We start from the raw sequence: 15,567 nt of genomic DNA, 5'->3' as shown, positions 1-15,567 counted from the left end.
ACGTTTACCCGATGTCCTAAACTCATGATCCTGGTCACAGTCTTCTGGGGTTCGGCCGACGAGCTGGGGGGGAAGACGGTGAGCACCGTCACGCTCAAGGATGTGAGCAAGGTCTTCAGGGATGGCACGGTCGCCGTCGACAGCATCAACCTTGATGTGAACGACGGCGAGTTCATGGTGCTTCTCGGGCCGTCCGGCTGCGGCAAGTCCACAGTGCTGCGGATGATCGCCGGGTTGGAGGATCCGACTCACGGCGCGGTCCTGCTGGACGGAGAGCTGGCGAACGACCTGCCACCACGGGACCGCAAGATCGCCATGGTCTTCCAGGACTTCGCGCTCTACCCGCACATGACCGTCGGCGACAACATCGCCTTTCCGCTGCGGCTGGCCGGGGTGGAGCCGGAGCCGCGCGGCGAGCGGGTCGGTGACGTGGCCAGCGCCCTGGGCATCGGTGACGTGCTGGCCCGCAAGCCCGGTCAGCTCTCCGGTGGGCAGCGGCAGCGGGTGGCGATGGGCCGGGCGATCGTCCGCCGGCCCGGCCTGTTCCTCATGGACGAGCCACTGTCGAATCTGGACAGCGGCCTGCGTGCCGAGCTGCGCGCGGAGATCTCGGGCCTGACCCGGGAGCTGGGCGTCACCACCGTCTACGTCACCCACGACCAGGCCGAGGCGCTCACCATGGCCGACCGGGTGGCCATCATGCGCCGGGGCGTCCTCCAGGACGTGGGCACACCCACCCAGGTGTACGGCCGGCCGGCGACGCTCTACGTGGCCGCCTTCCTGGGCAGCCCGCGGATGAACCTGCTGGAGGCGTCGGTCTACGTCCACCTCGACCGGTACGTCACGCTCAACCTCGGTGACCAGTCGCTCTACCTGCCCTGGAACGACATCCGCAGCCGGGCGGTGGCGCACTACCACGGTGAGCGGATCGTGGTCGGCATGCGGGCCGAGGCGCTCACCCCGGTCGCACCGGACAGCCCGGGCGACGTGCTGCGCGGGCGGATTCGCTACCTGGAGCACCACGGGCACGAGTCGCTGGCGTTCCTCGACATCGGCGCCACCGCGATCATGGTCGACGAGATGGGCGCTCCGCTCGACCCGCCGCCGGTGGGCCAGCGTGGCCTGCGTCGGTTCGGCTCGGTGATGCAGCGACTCACCGGTAAGCCGGTGGAGCCGCAGGAGCCACCGAGTAACGGCACCCAGACCAGCGTGCTTCCCGATCCGGGCCGGCACCACCGCCGCCCGGCGGAGCTGGCGGTGCGGCTGGCGCCGTACCCGGCGGTCAGCGCCGGTCACCCGCTCGCCGTGTCGGTTCGGATGGACGCGCTGCACTTCTTCGACGAGCGGGGCGCCCGGATCGACGTGGGTTGGCGCTGACGACGCACCGGAGCGGGGTGGCGGTCCGGCTCCGCGATGCCCTACCGTCTGCCCACCCAGTCCACATGTGACCGACCACCGAAAGAGGTGCGCCCGTGTCGGGTGACCGTCCCAGCCCGCTCGTCATCGAGCGCATCCTGCGGGATCGCGAGGGCATCTGGCAGCAGATCGTGGCCGAGGGTGACCTCAACAAGCTGACCGGGCGGATGCTGGCCAGCTCGGCCATCGCGCTGGCCTGCTACGGGGCGGTGCTCGGTGCGTTTCACAGCCCACTGATGGCGCTCACCTCGGCGCTGAAACTGCCCCTGCTGTTCCTTGTCACGTTGGCCATCTGCCTGCCCACGCTCTACCTGTTCAACCTGGTCTTCGGTGCCCGGCTCTCGGTGCGTCAGTCGTTGGCGCTGGTGATGGTGGCGATCACGGTCACCTCGATGCTCGCGGTGGCGTTCGCGCCGATCAGTCTCTTCTTCCTGATCACCGCGCCCGACTACGGGTTCTTCAAGCTGCTCAACGTGGCGATCCTGGCCCTGTCGGCACTTGTCGGGCTGCGCTTCCTGACCGGCGGCATGCAGGTGCTCAACGACCACGGCCTGCTTGCTCCGCCGGTCGCCGCCGCCCAGGCGAACGCTGCTTCCCCGGCCGTGCCGGCCGCTTCCCCGGCCGTGCCGGCCGCCGCCCCGGCCGTGCCGGTTGCGGTGCCCGCCGGCTCGGCGCCGGCCGCCGGTACGAGTGCCGAGCCGGTGGCCGTACCGGCCGGGTCTGCTCCGAACGGCGCGGTCACCGTCGCGCCGGCGCACGTTCCGGCGCAGTGGAGCGGCCAGCCGGCCGGTGCGCCTCCCGTCGGCGCGGTGCCGGGCTATCCGCGCTCGTGGAACGAGCGCCCGGTCCGACCCGGCGAGCCGACGCAGCGGCCGGCCAGCATGACCCTGCTCTACATCTGGATCCTGCTCTTCGGCTTCGTCGGCACCCAACTGGCGTGGACGCTGCGCCCGTTCTTCGGCGACCCGGGTCAGGATTTCGCCTTCTTCCGCAGCATCGACGGCAACTTCTACGCGGAGATCCTGCGGACGATCGGCAACCTCTGAGCCTCGGCCAGAACCTGAGAAACCGCTGGTTGCCGGCATGATTACCGGCTAGTAACGTCAGCTCATGACCATCGACTCCCGCCAGGTGGCGGCCGGCATGCTCGACGCGGTGCCCTTCGCCCGTACGCTCGGCTTCGAATTCGTCGAGGTGGCGCCCGAGGCGGAGGGCGGGGTCCGGGCAGTCGTCCGGATGCCCGACTCGCCGGCCACCCACAACCATGTCGGCGGCCCGCACGCGGGCGCCATCTTCACCCTCGGCGAGACGGCCTCCGGCGCGGTCGTGCTGGCGGCCTTCGGGCAACTGCTCGACCGGGCCGTGCCGCTCGCCGTCCGGGCCGAGATCGCCTACCGCAAGCTCGCCATGGGCCCGGTGCTGGCCACCGCGCGGCTCGGCCGGCCGGCCCTCGACGTGATCGAGGAGCTGGAGTCCGGCCGGCGGCCGGAATTCGGCGTCGAGGTGGAGATCGCGACCGAAGACGGCACGCCGACCTCGGCCATGACGGTGATCTGGACACTGCGGCCGAACTGAACCGTGTCGCGGCGGCCGAAACGGGTTTGCCGGCCCAGCGGGGTGGATAGATTCGTACCGTGCTGGGCCTACCTGCTCACGTGACCGCCTGTCTCTTCGATCTGGACGGTGTGCTGACGCAGACCGCCCGCGTGCACAACGCCGCTTGGACGCAGACGTTCGACGAGTTTCTCCGGCAGCGCGCCACCGCTTCTGGCGAACCGTTCCAACCCTTCGATCCCGGCCCGGACTACAACCGTTACGTCGACGGCCGCCCCCGCGCCGACGGCGTCCGGTCGTTCCTCGCCTCCCGCGGCATCGTGCTGCCCGAGGGCACCCCGGACGACCCACCGGACGCCGACACCGTCAACGGCGTGGGCAACCGCAAGAACGTCCTGCTGCTCCAGCGCCTGCGCGACTCCGGCGTCGAGGTCTACCCGGGGTCGGTGCGGTACCTACAGGCGGCAGCGACCGCCGGTCTGCGCCGGGCGGTGGTGACCGCCAGCGCCAACGGCGGCGAGGTGGTCGCCGCGGCGGGGCTCGAACCACTCCTGGAGGCCCGGGTCGACGGGCTGGTCGCCCGGGCGCAGGGGCTACGCGGAAAGCCACAGCCGGATACCTTCCTCGCCGGTGCCCGGTTGCTCGGCGTGGACCCGACACAGGCCGCCGTCTTCGAGGACGCGCTCTCCGGGGTGGCCGCCGGCCGTGCCGGCGGCTTCGGGTACGTGGTCGGCGTGGACCGGGTCGGGCAGGCGGACGAGTTGCTCGCGCACGGTGCCGACATCGTGGTGCGGGACCTCGCCGACCTGCTCGACACCGCCGATCCGTCGGCACCGGCACGCACCGCCGCCGCGCCGCACCCGAGCACCGAAGGGGGCCCCGCATGATCCGGGAACGGGCCTATCCGGTCGAGCCGTGGCACGTCCGCGAGACCCGGCTGGACATGGACGTGCTGGCCCAGTCCGAGTCGGTCTTCGCGCTCTCCAACGGGCACGTCGGGCTGCGCGGCAACCTCGACGAGGGTGAGCCGCACGGCCTGCCCGGCACCTACCTCAACTCGTTCTACGAGTTGCGCCCACTGCCGTACGCGGAGGCCGGCTACGGCTTCCCCGAGTCCGGGCAGACGATCGTCAACGTCACGAACGGCAAGCTGATCCGCCTGCTCGTCGACGACGAACCACTCGACGTGCGCTACGGGGAGTTGCTGGCCCACGAACGGATCCTCGACCTGCGGGCCGGCACCCTGCACCGGGAGCTGCACTGGCGCTCGCCCGCCGGCCGGGAGGTCAAGGTCCGCAGCACCCGCCTGGTCTCGTTCACCCAGCGGTCGGTCGCCGCCATCAGCTACGAGGTGGAGGCCGTCGACGGCCCACTCCGGCTGATCGTGCAGTCCGAGCTGGTGGCCAACGAGTCGCTGCCGGCGCAGAGCAAGGACCCCCGGGTGGCGGCGGTGCTGGAGTCGCCCCTGCAGGCAGAGGAGGAGCTGACCACCCCGGACGGGGGGCAGCTCATCCACCGCACCAAGGTCTCCGGGCTGCGGGTCGCCGCCGCGATGGAGCACGAGGTGCACGGCCCGGACCGCACCACCATCGAGTCCGAGGGCTACCAGGACTGGGTCCGTACCACGATCGCCTGCGTGCTCAAGCCCGGCGAGAAGCTACGGGTGATCAAGTATCTGACGTACAGCTGGTCGAGTCGGCGGTCGCTGCCGGCGCTGCGCGACCAGGTCGGCGCGGCACTGGCCGGCGCCCGGCTGGACGGCTGGGACGGGCTGCACCGGGAGCAGCGCAACTACCTCGACGCGTTCTGGGACGCCTCCGACGTGCTGGTCGAGGGTGACCCGGAGGTGCAGCAGGCGGTCCGGTTCGGTCTCTTCCACGTGCTCCAGGCCGGTGCGCGGGCCGAGCAGCGGCCAATCTCGGCGAAGGGGCTGACCGGTCCCGGCTACGACGGGCACGCGTTCTGGGACACCGAGATGTTCGTCCTGCCGGTGCTGACCTACACCCAGCCGAGCGCGGTACGCAGCGCGTTGCAGTGGCGGCACAGCACGCTGGACTCGGCGCGGGAGCGTGCCGAGACGCTCAACCTCCGGGGTGCCGCGTTCCCGTGGCGGACCATCGAGGGCCCGGAATCCTCCGGATACTGGCCGGCGGGCACGGCGGCCTTCCACATCGCCGCCGACATCGCCGACGCCGCGCGCCGCTACGTGATGGTCACCGGGGACACCCAGTTCGAGCAGGAGATCGGGCTGGAGCTGTTGGTGGAGACCGCCCGGCTGTGGCGCTCGATCGGCCACCACGACCGGCACGGCGAGTTCCACATCGACGGTGTCACCGGCCCGGACGAGTACACCGCCGTGAAGAACGACAACATCTACACCAACCTGATGGCACAACGGAACCTGCTCGCGGCCGCCGACGTGGTGATGCGTTACCGGGACGAGGCGTTCCACCTGGGGGTCACCGACGAGGAGGCGGCGAGCTGGCGGGATGCCGCCACCTCCATGCACGTTCCGTACGACGAGGAGCTCGACGTGCACCAGCAGGTCGAGGGCTTCACCCGCCTGCAGGAGTGGGACTTCACGCACACGCCGGCGGAGAAGTATCCGCTGCTGCTGCACTACCCGTACTTCGAGCTGTACCGCAAGCAGGTGGTCAAGCAGGCCGACCTGGTCCTCGCCATGCACTGGCGCGGGGACGCGTTCACCCCGGAGCAGAAGGTCCGCAACTTCCTCTACTACGAGCGCCGGACCGTCCGCGACTCGTCGTTGTCGGCCTGCACCCAGGCGGTGCTCGCCGCCGAGGTGGGTCACCCCGAGCTGGCCCACACCTACCTGCGCGAGGCCGCGCTGATGGACCTGCACGACCTCAACGAGAACACCCGCGACGGCGTGCACATGGCGTCGTTGGCCGGCGCCTGGCTGGCCCTGGTCAGCGGGCTCGGCGGGCTCCGGGACCACGACGGCGAGCTGTCCTTCGCGCCCCGGCTCTCCAGCCGACTCAACCGGCTGGAGTTCTCGCTGCAGTGGCGCGGGCTGTCGCTGCGGGTGGATGTCCGGCCGCACCAGACCACGTACTCACTGCGTCACGGCGGCCCGGACGACGTGGTCGAGCTGCGCCACCACGACCAGGTGCTGCGGGTGACCTGCGACGAACCGGTCACGGTGCCGGTGCCGCCGGCCGAGCCGGCCGGCCCTCGGCCCGAGCAACCACCGGGCAGGTCGCCGCTGCTGCGGTTGCCCGAACGCGTGAACGCGCAGTGACGGTCGGGGCGGGATGTGGTCCCGCCCCGACCGCCACGGCTACGTCACGTCACGACCGGCTCGCCGGTCCCGGCAATCAGACCGGCTCGCCGGTGGACGGCCGTCCGATCGCGTCCCGGGGCGCCGCCGCCTTCGGATCGTCGGGCAGCCGCGCCGAGGCGGCCTGGTCCCCGAAGTCCTGATCCCCGACGTCCTGGGTGCGCTCGGCGTCCTGTTCCCGCTGGGTCCGCTCGGTCAGTTGCTGCTGCCGGGAAATCTGCTGCTTGGCCATGGCGATCCTCGCGATCCGTCGGGGCGCGGTTGCGCCGACACGGTCTGCGGTCGCCCGTCGCGTACCCGACGGTCTTTTCGGCAAACGCGGCCGGCGGCGAGGGTCGTCCGGGTGCGTGCGGTGCGGTGGGTGGGGTAACCCGGCGGCAAACGAGCACTTCGGAGGTGGGCATGGACGAGCAACGCCGCACGGTGACCATTCCGGTCGGGGACGCCCAGCTCCCCGCCGACCTGATGCTGCCCGCTCAGCCGGTCGGTGTGGTGCTCTTCGCGCACGGCAGCGGCAGCTCCCGGCACAGCCCGCGCAACGTGGCGGTGGCCCGCACCCTGAACGGTCGCGGGCTCGCGACGGTGCTGGTGGACCTGCTCAGCCCGAGCGAGGACGAGGTGGACGCCCGCACCGCCGAGCTGCGGTTCGACATCGGGTTGCTGGCCAGCCGGTTGGCCGGGATCGTCGACTGGTTGGCCGGCGAGCGTCCCGCCGGCGCCGTACCGATCGGCCTGTTCGGGGCCAGCACGGGAGCCGCCGCCGCCCTGGTGGCGGCGTCGTCCCGCGCGGATCGGGTGGGTGCCGTGGTCAGCCGGGGCGGCCGGCCGGACCTCGCCGGTGCCGCGCTGGCCCAGGTGCGTACCCCGACGTTGCTGCTGGTGGGCGGCCTGGACGAGGAAGTGATCACGCTCAACGAGCGGGCGCTGGCGGAGTTGGGGGAGGTCGGCGAGCTGCGGGTGATCCCCGGTGCCACCCACCTCTTCGAGGAGCCCGGCACCCTGGAGCAGGTCGCCGACCAGGCCGGCGCCTGGTTTACCACGCACCTCCGCTGATGATCACCCGGGGGACGTGAGGGCCGAGGCCGAGCGACGCTGTTGAACGGTGTCGATGACGCGCCACAGGACCGCGGTGATCGGGACGCTGACGAACGCGCCGGCTATCCCCGCGATCAGCGTGCCGGCGGTGACCGCCACCAGGATCACCGCCGGGTGCAGGCGGACCTGTCGCTTCATGACCAGCGGCTCCAGCAGGTTGCCCTCGATCTGCTGCACGGCGATCACGGCGGCCAGGGTGAGCAGTGCGGTGGTGGGGCCCTTCGCGGCCAGCGCCACCAACACGGCGACCGCGCCGGCCACCGTCGCTCCGATGATCGGCACGAAACCGCCGAGGAAAGTGATCAGCGCCAGCGGCAGGGCGAGCGGCACCCGCAGCACCACCAGAGCCAACCCGATGCCCAGCGCGTCGATGGCGGCGATGAACATGGTGCCCCGGCTGTACGCACCCAACGTCTGCCAACCGGCCCGGCCGGCCTCGGCCAGCACCGGCTGGGTCGTGCCGGACACCCGCGACAGCACCCAGTGCCACATCGACCGGCCGTCCTTGAGCAGGAAGAAGAGCAGCACCAGGGCGAGCAGCGCGGAGCCGAACACCTCGGTGGCGGTCCGGGCACCGGCGACCGGGTCCGGAGAGCTGCCGCTGAGCCCCTGCCGGGCCTGGTCAACAAGACGATCCAGTTGTGCCTCGCTGACCGGCAGGGTGGACGTCACGAAGTCGCGGCTGCGCTCCACCCCCTGCGTCAGCTCCTGGCTGAGCTGGTCGAACTGACTGGCGGTCAGGTTCCACACCAGGGCGCCGACACCGACCAGGATGCCGAGCAGCAGCAGTACGGTGCACAGCGCGGCCAGCGCCGCCGGCAGACGCAGCCGACGCAGCAGGAGCAGCACCGGGTCGAGCAGCGCGGTGAGGAAGATGGTGGCGGCCAGCGCGATGGCCAGCGGCGCCAGCAGGACGGCGATCCGGCCCAGCAGATAGAGACCGGCGATCACCACCACCAGGCAGGCGCTCCACGACACCGCGGTCCGGACCAGCCAGGGCAGTGCCGCCCAGGTCTGGCGTGGCCCGGAGCCGCCGGTTGTCGCGTCGGGTCCCTCTGTCGCCATGTCGGTCCTCCTCGATCTCGGCGAGGTCGGTACCCAACCGGTGACGTGCTGACACCCGTACCGGTGCGCTGCCGCTGCCCGCGCGGATCGTACGCCGGCAAGTTCTTATGAAACAGGACTTAGTGCTGTTGCTTCTCGCGGAGCTCGTCCACCGAGTTGGGCCGGCCGCCCAACGCGTCGCGTATCCGGTCGACCAGCCCGATGCCGGGGGCGAGCAGCCTGTTCGCCGGGGGATGGTCCGGTGTGCTCGGATGGGGCCGGGTGGGGCCGACCCGCTTGACCGTCAGCACCTTGCCGGCCGCGTCGATCAGCTCCTCCCGGGCCGTCGCGGCGCGCAGTCGGGGGAAGAGTTCGTTCTCCTCCTCCCGTACGTGCTGGCGGATGGTGTCGGCCAGGTGGGCGAGGAGTTCGTCGAAGCGGGGGTCGGACGGGTCGACGGACTCCCACTCCTTCATGGTCCGCTCGGCGTCGGCGTGCTCGGAGATCTCCCGGTCGGCGATCTCGTCACCGTCGGGCAGCGCCTTGCGCGCGATCGGATAGACGTACGCCTCCTCGGCCACCGAGTGGCGGACGAGCTCGGCGATCACCACGTCGGCGAGACGGCGGCGGTGCTCGGGGGGGCCCTGCCGGGTCTCCAACTCGACCAGGAGTGTCTCGACCTCACGATGGTCGGCGACCAGGATGTCGACGACGTCGTGGTCGTCGGCGGTCTCTCGGTTACTCATCTGACGGCCCCTTACCGGTTGCGGATCGGTGGGAGGTGTGTGGCCCTGGTACCCCCACGGGGCTGCACAAACCCACCGATGACGATGGGTCGCACGGGGTTGGTGGTGCCGGTGGTGACCGACCGGCACGGTTGCCGTGTCGTCGTCGGGGTAACCGCCGCCATGGCCGACGACCGCCCAACCGCCGACCGCGAACAGTCGCGGCTCGACGACGCCGCCGAGCGGAGCGGCCGGGCGGTCCGGCGGGCCCGGCACCGCGGCGGGCAGGCCGGCCGGATCCGGGCCCGGCAGTGGGAGGTCACCCTGGTGATCTCGCTGCAGGCCGGGTTGGCCGCGGCGATCGCCGCCCTGCTCGCCAAGAATCTGCTCGGCCCCGGCGCGCACGTCTTCGCTCCCGCCGCCGCCGTCGGAACGATCGCCACCGCCATCGGTCAGCGAGCCCGCCGGACCTTCGCGTTGCTGGCCGGAGTGGCCCTGGGCATCATCATCGGCGACACGCTGCGGTACCTCCTCGGCTCCGGCCCGTGGCAGACCGGCGTGGTGGTCGCGCTGGCCATCGCCGCCGCGCTGCTGGTGGCCGGGAAGGGCGGACCGCTCGTCGGTCAGGCCGGCGGTACCGCGGTGCTGATCGCCACGCTGGCCCCGATGGAGCGAGGCCTGGAGCTGCCCCGGATCTTCGACGCGCTGGTCGGCGGGGGTGTCGGCCTGGTGGTGGTCGCACTGCTGTTGCCGATCAACCCGATGCGCGTGCTGGACCGGGCCGCGGCGCCGATCTACGCGACTCTCTGCGGGCATCTCGACGAGCTGGCGCAGGCGATGCGGACGCGTGACGGCAAGCGGACGATGGGTGTCCTGGAGCGGCTGCGGGACACCGACGACGACCTGAGCCGGCTGCACGACGCGCTCAGCGGCGCCGAGGAGGTGGTGACGATCGCGCCGGTCCGCTGGCACCGCCGACAGCAGTACCACCAGTACGCCCGTACCGCGGACCACCTGGAGCGGCTGCTGCTGGACAGCCGCGGGTTGGCCCGCTGGTCGACGACCGCGTTGCAGTACGACGAGCCGATCCCACCGGAGTTGCCGGACGCGATGGGCCGACTGGGTCAGGCGGTGGCGGCGATGCGGACGGAGTGCCGGGCCGGTGAGTACCCCCAACACACCCGCCGGTTGGTCGAGCAGTGCGCCGAGTTGGCCGGGCGGGCCGCCGCGAGCGGGGTCAAGTCGTTCGGCGAGGCAATCGTCACCGGGCTGCGTACCTCGGCCAGCGACCTGCTCCGGGCGGCCGGCTGTGAACCCGACGACGCCAATCGGATCGTGCGCCGGGCGGCCGGTGCCGGCGAGGCCGAGGTCCACCCACCGGTCCATCGACAACTGCGGCGGATCCGTCCGACGCGCGCCGCCCGGTTTCGTCGGCGTGCGCACCTGGCCGCCCGGATGCGCAACGAGGGCCTAGCCGGCCTCCCCGCGAGGGAGAGACCGGCCCGGTGAGCTGGCTGAGTCAGGAGGAGTAGCCGCGCTCGGCGATCCAGTTGGCGACCTTCGGCAGGCTCATCCAGTACTCGCCCAGCGCCGGCTCGGCCGGGTCGGCGACCCGGAGGGTGTCGCCGCCGTCGCGGTAACCGACGAGGGTCAGGTAGTGGCCGCCCTCGTACGAGTGCGGGTTGCCGTCGGTGTCCACGGTGGTGCCCATGATGTTCGCCACCACCGGTCGACCGGCGTCCACCGCGGCCACCACGTCCCGGCGGAGCTGCTCGACCTGGTCGGGACGGGCCACCGCGTCACGGATCTCGGTGGTCCGGTACTTGCCGCCGGTCAGTTCGTTCAGGACCCGCGTGGTGTCCAGGGCCGACGGGGTGCCCGCCTCGGTGGTGCCCAGCAGTTTGGCCACCGCGTCCTGGGAGAGCGCCTTGCCCTGGGCGGACAGCGCGATCCGCGTCGCGGCGGGGCCGCAGTAGAAGAAGTTCGGCTGGGCCTGGTAGTCGATGCTGAGGATCCGCTCGGCGGACCGATCAGTCTGGCTCGACGACGTCGGGGCGGTCTGCGGGGGTGCGGCCTGCGCGGCTACCGCCGGGCCGAGGGCGCAACCGCCGGCGACAAGCATGCCGACGACGGACAAACCGCTCTTCTGGACGATCGGGTTCATGATCGAGTCTCCGTTCGGGGGTTGGTGCGCCTCCGACCGGCGGAGGGCAGCAGCACCGGGAATGGCGCTCGGCTCAGCGGTGGGCGACGACCGGCGGCCGGTGGCGGCCGTGGGCGTACCGGATGCGTAACGGGTCGGCGATGGCCGGCATTCCGGCGCCGGCAAGATCCCGAAGTTGTCGGCTCCTGAGCCGGAGTCAGAGGCTGCCGAGCAGCCCGGTGACGGTGATCTCGATGACGACCCGGTCCGGATTCGGACGCGGGGTCCGATACCGCTCGGCGTAGCGGCGCTCGGCCTCGGCCACGGCGGCCCGATCCGACCGCAGCACCGCCCGGCCCTCGATGGTCAGCCAGCGGCGGCCATCCACGTGGCACACCGCCACCGCCGCGCCCGCCGCACCGGCGGCGGCCACCTGCCGGGCCTTGCGGGAGTCGCCGGAGGTGATGACCCGGGCCAGCCCGGCCGCCGGGTCGAGGGTCACCCCGACCGGTACGACGTGCGGGGTGCCGTCCGCCCGAATCGTGGTCAGCGTGGCGAGATGCCGTTCCGCACAGAAGGCGACAACGCGCTCGTCGTGCACGTCCAACCGATGATCGCCCGCCATGCCCGTCCCCTGTTCACCGAAGCGACCCCGATCATGGCACGCGGCGGCGGACGCGATCGGGATCCGGTGGGGAATCCGGCTGGCCGGGCAGTTGGCGGCCGGCCGCCCGGCGCTGGTGCACCAGCCGGGTGAGGTAGATCAGCGCGGCGGCCAGGACGCCCATGTCATCCAGGTAGATCGGGTCCGGCAGCACGTCCACCGGGAAGATCGTGTAGATCAGTGCCCCGTAGAAGGCGACCTTGCCGCCCGCGCCGAGCCCGGTCAGCATCCGTCGCGTACGCACCACCCGCACCGCCAGCACCACGGCACCGACAAGTGTGGCGATCGCAAGGATGCCGACGATCACCACGAGGACCCACGCCTGTCGGGACATGCCGTCACGCTAACCCACCCGGAGTCGGGCGGCTCAGAACGCGGGCACCGCCACGCGGCTCAGCACGCCGCCGCGCGGCTCAGAAGGCGGGGACCGCTGCGCGGCTCAGAAGGCGGGCACCGCAGCGCGGCTCAGAAGGCGGGGACCGCTGCGCGGCCGCGGGCGGTCACCTTGTTTTCCCGGGTCTGCTCGACCGACGGCCTGGCAACCTCGCTGAGCGGCAGCACCGACGCCGACTCCGCCACCCGGCGCCCGGTGGCGGCGTGGGCCTCCTCGCGCAGGCTGCGGGCCGCCGCGACGGCCAACTCCGCCGCCCGCCAGGCAACCTGCTCCTGCTCCCGGGCCGCGGCGTGCCGGGCCGCCAGATTGTCCCGGATCGCCCGCCGGAGCACCAGTTCCTGCGCGACCGGGTGCAGCCGTGGATCCCAGCCGTCGCGGTGCGCGAAGACCTCGCTGAGCTGCTCCACCGACAGCTCCCGCCGCCAGTACGCGTCCAGCGCGGCACGGTGCAGGTAGCGCTCGCGGTCCGCGTACTCGGCGGGGGTGCGGGCGGTCTGCGGCAGTGGCATGGCGGCTGCCGCACCGAGTCGCCGGACGGCCGCCTCGGCCGCCTCGGCCGCCTCCCAGGCTGTCTCGACCGCCTCCTGGGCGGCCACCCACTCCGTGCGACGGCGCTGGGCGGTGGTGGTCGCCCGGGCGGCGGCCACCCCGACCTCCTGCGCGTAGCGGCTCTGCTCCCGCTCCTCCTGCGCCTGCTCAAGTTGGCTCGGCATGGCCGCGCGGCGGATCCGGGCACCCGGGTCGAAGCGGAGTCGGCCGGGCCGTAGCAGGAGAGCGGAGACAGCGACGCCGACCACGCCGAGCAGGCTCAGCCAGATGGCGGCGGCCCGGGAGAGGTCGGGGAGGGCGGCGGAAAGGATGGATTGCATGATCAGCACCTCGCGGTCGAAGGCGGGTATCGACGGGTGGCAGAGGAGCCCGAGGAACACCGGTCGGCCGGGTGACGGGGTCAGACCCGTCGGGGGCGACTCAGCCGCCGCGACGGATTACCCGGACCGGGCCCCGGAGTGTGCCGGGCCAGGATCAGCGGGTGGGTGGGCCGCGTCGCGCGGGAACGCCACGGCCGGGATCGAGGGCCGGCGCGTGACCCGGGCCCTGGACGATCGGCCCGGCCGGTGCGGCGGTGTCGACCGGGCCAGCCGGTCGGGCGGCAGCGGGCTGCGCCGCCGACCGCTCGGTGACCGGTGTGGCATCGGGTCGGACACTTGCCACCCGGCTGCTCACGGCACTGGGCCGCAGCTGCGTCGAGGCGGGCGGTGGGGTGGTGGCGAGGGCGCCGCCCAGGCCGACCGCGAGCACCAGCGCGGTGATCGCCAGCCGGGTCAGCTCACGCAGTGACCGCAGCACAGCCCAGCGGGCCGGGCGGACGAACACTGCGGACGACACCCGACCAACCTATCGCCTGCCCCGACGTGTCGCAGCACGGCGACGGCTCGATCCGGGGTGACAGCCACCACCCCGCACACTGTGGACGACGACGATCGACACCGGAAACGGCGGTGCCCCCGGCCGGATCCGGTCCGGTCGGGGGCACCGCGCGTCGTTCGGGTGGTGCCGCCGCTGGCGAGTGGTCGCCCCGCGGCGGGTCGTGGTCAGCCGCCGGAGCCGAGCACCGGCGGCGCGGCGTCCGCGCCGTCGCCCCACACCATCTCGTCCTCGGTCAACCAGGTCAGCCGCTCATCGGAGTCGTCGTCCTCCGATCGGCCCCGCCCGCCGAGCACCCCGGAACCGTTGCGGGCCGAGCCACCGGTCGTTGCGGCCCGGCCGCCGCTGCCGCCACGCTGGCCGTCCATGCTGCGCCCGATGCCGTTGGCGGAGCGGGCTTCGGCCGGGGGCGCACCACCGGGCGGACGAGCCGAGGTGGTGGGCGTGCCGCTCGAACCGGCGAGCGCGGCGGTGCGCAGCACACCGCCGGCCGGTGCCCCGCCTGGCGTGGCGTAGAGCAGCCCGGGGCCGACGCTCGCGCTGGCCGGCACCGTGGCCGACCCGGCCAGGCCGGCCAGCCCGGCGGCGGCACCCCCGGTCAGCAGTGCGCCGCCGGCAAGCGGATCCGCACCGGCGAGGACGGTGCCGCCGGAGTCGTACTCGCTGACAGCGCCGAGCGGCCCGGTGGCCACGGCGGGCCTGCCACCGGTGCCCGAGCCGTCACCGACGCCAGGTGGTGGGGCGGCGCGCTCAAGCCTCGAGACTGTCGCGTCGCCGGTGTGCGCGCTGACGTTGCTGCTGCCGGGCCCGGCGCTCGCCTTGGCGATGGCCGAGACGCTCTGCGGCGTCGTCGACTCCGTGTTGATCCGGTTCGGGGTGTCCGGGTCGGGCAGCGGTGGGTCGACCACCCGGTCGTACGCGGAGATCTCGTAGCCGCTGGCCAACTCGGCCACCAGGTTGACCATCCGCTGGTGGGCCTTCTCCTGCTCCTGCTTGTCCTGCTGGTGACCCAGGACGCCCATGACCATCGCACCGGGCAGACCGAAGGTGACGGCGCCCTTGACCGTGCCGGAGATGGCCTTGTCGTTGTCGTCGGTCTCCTCGGGGCTCTCGGCCTGCTTGTGGGCGCTGCGCAGGTGCTCGGCCATCATGGTCAGCCCCTGCTTGATGCCCGCCATCCCCTCGCCCAACGCGTCGGAGTGGGCGACGATCAGGCTGAGTCGCCGGTGGAACTCCCGGCCCGCCGAGCCGGTCCAGGTGTTGCCGAGCTTCTCCAGGTCGCCGCTCAACTCCCGGCCGAGACCGTCGAGGACCCCCTTGAGCTCGGCCCACTGGGCGGCAACGCCCTCGATCTGCTCCGGCTTGCCGGCCATCACGCCGTCGTACAGCTGCTGGTGGCTGCTGCCCTGGTAGCGCTGGGTGTACTCAGACACGGCCGTTCTCCTTCGGCTGCAACGCCCGATCGACCCCGGACAGCGCGGCGGTCACGTCGGTGGCGTTGGCGGCGTTACGCGCCTCGGCGGTGCGGTAGTTGGTCAGGATCGTGCTCGTCGCCTGCTGCGCGGCCAGCACCGCCTGCCGGATCCGCTCGGCCTGGTCGACATAGGACTGGTGGACCTCGGTGTAGCGACGCGCCTTGTCGGTGGCGTCGAAGAAAGCACCCAATGCCGGCGGGCGGCACTGCATCTCGGAGTTGAGCTTGCGCAGCACCGTCTCGACCTGACTCAACCGCGACGCGAGGTGCTGGTGAAAGTCCTCAAGGGACAGCAGGTCGACTTCCGTACGCCCGGTCATGGCAACATCCCC

At 72.2% G+C, this 15,567-nt stretch carries 17 protein-coding genes; 7 read left to right on the top strand and 10 right to left on the bottom strand.

The window, feature by feature from the left end:
- Positions 1-78: 78 nt before the first annotated feature.
- From AB0B57_RS21870 to AB0B57_RS21850, 5 genes are all read left to right on the top strand, one after another.
- A complete protein-coding gene (locus AB0B57_RS21870) occupies positions 79-1,377 on the top strand; it encodes an ABC transporter ATP-binding protein (protein ID WP_357072750.1) in 1,299 nt (432 codons plus the stop codon).
- Positions 1,378-1,472: 95 nt separating this feature from the next.
- On the top strand, positions 1,473-2,462 hold the full coding sequence (locus AB0B57_RS21865) for a hypothetical protein (RefSeq protein WP_357072608.1): 990 nt from the start codon (positions 1,473-1,475) through the stop codon (positions 2,460-2,462).
- A gap of 64 nt (positions 2,463-2,526) precedes the next feature.
- Positions 2,527-2,991: a DUF4442 domain-containing protein gene (locus AB0B57_RS21860; protein WP_357072605.1), complete on the top strand. Its 465-nt coding sequence runs from the start codon at positions 2,527-2,529 to the stop codon at positions 2,989-2,991.
- Positions 2,992-3,050: 59 nt separating this feature from the next.
- Entirely contained in the window at positions 3,051-3,857 is an 807-nt protein-coding gene (locus AB0B57_RS21855; RefSeq protein ID WP_357072602.1) for a beta-phosphoglucomutase family hydrolase, read from the top strand.
- The gene (locus AB0B57_RS21850; RefSeq protein WP_357072599.1) at positions 3,854-6,232 is read left to right on the top strand and encodes a glycosyl hydrolase family 65 protein; all 2,379 of its coding nucleotides are present in this window, start codon (positions 3,854-3,856) and stop codon (positions 6,230-6,232) included. The genes AB0B57_RS21855 and AB0B57_RS21850 overlap by 4 nt, the downstream gene beginning before the upstream one ends.
- 76 nt (positions 6,233-6,308) lie before the next feature.
- Here the strand turns inward: AB0B57_RS21850 and AB0B57_RS21845 are convergent, their stop codons facing one another.
- Positions 6,309-6,503: a hypothetical protein gene (locus tag AB0B57_RS21845; RefSeq protein WP_357072596.1), complete on the bottom strand. Its 195-nt coding sequence runs from the start codon at positions 6,501-6,503 to the stop codon at positions 6,309-6,311.
- A gap of 170 nt (positions 6,504-6,673) precedes the next feature.
- Here AB0B57_RS21845 and AB0B57_RS21840 point away from each other — a divergent pair, with 170 nt between their 5' ends.
- Positions 6,674-7,324: a dienelactone hydrolase family protein gene (locus tag AB0B57_RS21840; protein WP_357072593.1), complete on the top strand. Its 651-nt coding sequence runs from the start codon at positions 6,674-6,676 to the stop codon at positions 7,322-7,324.
- A gap of 3 nt (positions 7,325-7,327) precedes the next feature.
- On the opposite strand, the gene AB0B57_RS21835 is transcribed toward AB0B57_RS21840, so the two are convergent.
- Both AB0B57_RS21835 and AB0B57_RS21830 read right to left on the bottom strand, forming a co-directional pair.
- On the bottom strand, positions 7,328-8,431 hold the full coding sequence (locus AB0B57_RS21835; protein WP_357072590.1) for an AI-2E family transporter: 1,104 nt from the start codon (positions 8,429-8,431) through the stop codon (positions 7,328-7,330).
- A gap of 119 nt (positions 8,432-8,550) precedes the next feature.
- The gene (locus tag AB0B57_RS21830) at positions 8,551-9,156 is read right to left on the bottom strand and encodes a hemerythrin domain-containing protein (RefSeq protein ID WP_357072587.1); all 606 of its coding nucleotides are present in this window, start codon (positions 9,154-9,156) and stop codon (positions 8,551-8,553) included.
- A 78-nt stretch (positions 9,157-9,234) separates the two neighbouring features.
- Here AB0B57_RS21830 and AB0B57_RS21825 point away from each other — a divergent pair, with 78 nt between their 5' ends.
- Positions 9,235-10,644, top strand: a complete 1,410-nt coding sequence (locus tag AB0B57_RS21825; protein WP_357072584.1) for an FUSC family protein — start codon at positions 9,235-9,237, stop codon at positions 10,642-10,644.
- Between the two features lie 10 nt (positions 10,645-10,654).
- On the opposite strand, the gene AB0B57_RS21820 is transcribed toward AB0B57_RS21825, so the two are convergent.
- From AB0B57_RS21820 to AB0B57_RS21790, 7 genes are all read right to left on the bottom strand, one after another.
- Positions 10,655-11,299, bottom strand: coding sequence for a C39 family peptidase (locus AB0B57_RS21820; RefSeq protein ID WP_357072581.1), 645 nt, complete (start codon positions 11,297-11,299; stop codon positions 10,655-10,657).
- Between the two features lie 196 nt (positions 11,300-11,495).
- Positions 11,496-11,903 carry a TIGR03618 family F420-dependent PPOX class oxidoreductase gene (locus AB0B57_RS21815; protein WP_357072578.1) on the bottom strand — a complete coding sequence of 136 codons (408 nt, stop codon included), beginning with the start codon at positions 11,901-11,903 and terminating at the stop codon, positions 11,496-11,498.
- 31 nt (positions 11,904-11,934) lie between these two features.
- Positions 11,935-12,276: a YkvA family protein gene (locus AB0B57_RS21810; RefSeq protein WP_357072576.1), complete on the bottom strand. Its 342-nt coding sequence runs from the start codon at positions 12,274-12,276 to the stop codon at positions 11,935-11,937.
- A gap of 131 nt (positions 12,277-12,407) precedes the next feature.
- Positions 12,408-13,205 (bottom strand): hypothetical protein, encoded by a 798-nt coding sequence (locus AB0B57_RS21805; RefSeq protein WP_357072573.1) that lies wholly within the window; start codon positions 13,203-13,205, stop codon positions 12,408-12,410.
- A 154-nt stretch (positions 13,206-13,359) separates the two neighbouring features.
- Positions 13,360-13,722: a hypothetical protein gene (locus AB0B57_RS21800; RefSeq protein WP_357072570.1), complete on the bottom strand. Its 363-nt coding sequence runs from the start codon at positions 13,720-13,722 to the stop codon at positions 13,360-13,362.
- A 206-nt stretch (positions 13,723-13,928) separates the two neighbouring features.
- Entirely contained in the window at positions 13,929-15,194 is a 1,266-nt protein-coding gene (locus AB0B57_RS21795) for a WXG100 family type VII secretion target (RefSeq protein WP_357072567.1), read from the bottom strand.
- Positions 15,187-15,555, bottom strand: coding sequence for a hypothetical protein (locus AB0B57_RS21790; protein WP_357072564.1), 369 nt, complete (start codon positions 15,553-15,555; stop codon positions 15,187-15,189). The genes AB0B57_RS21795 and AB0B57_RS21790 overlap by 8 nt, the downstream gene beginning before the upstream one ends.
- Positions 15,556-15,567: the final 12 nt, after the last annotated feature.

The sequence above is a fragment of the Micromonospora sp. NPDC049101 genome (genome assembly GCF_040648675.1).
In the GTDB taxonomy this organism is placed as follows: domain Bacteria; phylum Actinomycetota; class Actinomycetes; order Mycobacteriales; family Micromonosporaceae; genus Micromonospora.
Note: the sequence above shows the minus strand (reverse complement) of the source record. Positions and strands in the feature narration are given on the sequence as shown.

Bases quoted from the DNA above. Each gene is read 5' to 3' on its own strand.
- AB0B57_RS21825 (WP_357072584.1), top strand. From the start codon at position 9,235: ATGACGATGGGTCGCACGGGGTTGGTGGTGCCGGTGGTGACCGACCGG.
- AB0B57_RS21835 (WP_357072590.1), bottom strand. From the start codon at position 8,431: ATGGCGACAGAGGGACCCGACGCGACAACCGGCGGCTCCGGGCCACGC.
- AB0B57_RS21810 (WP_357072576.1), bottom strand. From the start codon at position 12,276: ATGTCCCGACAGGCGTGGGTCCTCGTGGTGATCGTCGGCATCCTTGCG.
- AB0B57_RS21820 (WP_357072581.1), bottom strand. From the start codon at position 11,299: ATGAACCCGATCGTCCAGAAGAGCGGTTTGTCCGTCGTCGGCATGCTT.
- AB0B57_RS21850 (WP_357072599.1), top strand. From the start codon at position 3,854: ATGATCCGGGAACGGGCCTATCCGGTCGAGCCGTGGCACGTCCGCGAG.
- AB0B57_RS21805 (WP_357072573.1), bottom strand. From the start codon at position 13,205: ATGCAATCCATCCTTTCCGCCGCCCTCCCCGACCTCTCCCGGGCCGCC.
- AB0B57_RS21790 (WP_357072564.1), bottom strand. From the start codon at position 15,555: ATGACCGGGCGTACGGAAGTCGACCTGCTGTCCCTTGAGGACTTTCAC.
- AB0B57_RS21860 (WP_357072605.1), top strand. From the start codon at position 2,527: ATGACCATCGACTCCCGCCAGGTGGCGGCCGGCATGCTCGACGCGGTG.
- AB0B57_RS21840 (WP_357072593.1), top strand. From the start codon at position 6,674: ATGGACGAGCAACGCCGCACGGTGACCATTCCGGTCGGGGACGCCCAG.
- AB0B57_RS21830 (WP_357072587.1), bottom strand. From the start codon at position 9,156: ATGAGTAACCGAGAGACCGCCGACGACCACGACGTCGTCGACATCCTG.
- AB0B57_RS21815 (WP_357072578.1), bottom strand. From the start codon at position 11,903: ATGGCGGGCGATCATCGGTTGGACGTGCACGACGAGCGCGTTGTCGCC.
- AB0B57_RS21845 (WP_357072596.1), bottom strand. From the start codon at position 6,503: ATGGCCAAGCAGCAGATTTCCCGGCAGCAGCAACTGACCGAGCGGACC.